1 pseudogene is annotated in these 481 nt (G+C 66.1%); it reads right to left on the bottom strand.

The annotated features are described in order from the left end of the window. Nucleotides 1–481, bottom strand: a pseudogene (locus AB4Y36_RS40455) (hemagglutinin); the annotation flags it as partial.

The following is a 481-nucleotide window of genomic DNA, read 5'->3' as shown; positions in this document are numbered from 1 at the left end:
ACAGCTGGGAGCCGTTCACCGCGTCGAAGCTCGTCGCCGAGACTGCGCCCGCCGCCACGTTGTGCAAGGCCACCGGCGTGGTCGCGTCCGCGCCGCCCAGCGTCACCGAGTCGTGCGTCGACGTGTCGTACTTCACTGCATCAGCGAGCTGGCCGTTGATGTTCGTGATGTCGCCTTGCAGGTTCGTGATGTCGGTCGTGTTCTGTGTCACGCGGCCATCGAGGTTCGTGATCGCACCACCTACGTTGTTGTAGGTGTTTCCGCCCACGTTATACGTCGGGTTCGAGATCGAGCCATCGCTGTTCACCGTCGAGCCGCCGCCGAACGAATCCGCCGTCGAGCTGGCCAGGTTGTACAGCTGAGCGCCGTTCACCGCGTCGAAGCTCGTCGCCGAGACTGCGCCCGCCGCCACGTTGTGCAAGGCCACCGGCGTGGTCGCGTCCGCGCCGCCCAGCGTCACCGAGTCGTGCGTCGACGTGTC

This window comes from Paraburkholderia sp. BR10936 (genome assembly GCF_040965735.1).
Lineage (GTDB): Bacteria > Pseudomonadota > Gammaproteobacteria > Burkholderiales > Burkholderiaceae > Paraburkholderia > Paraburkholderia nodosa_A.
Note: the sequence above shows the minus strand (reverse complement) of the source record. Positions and strands in the feature narration are given on the sequence as shown.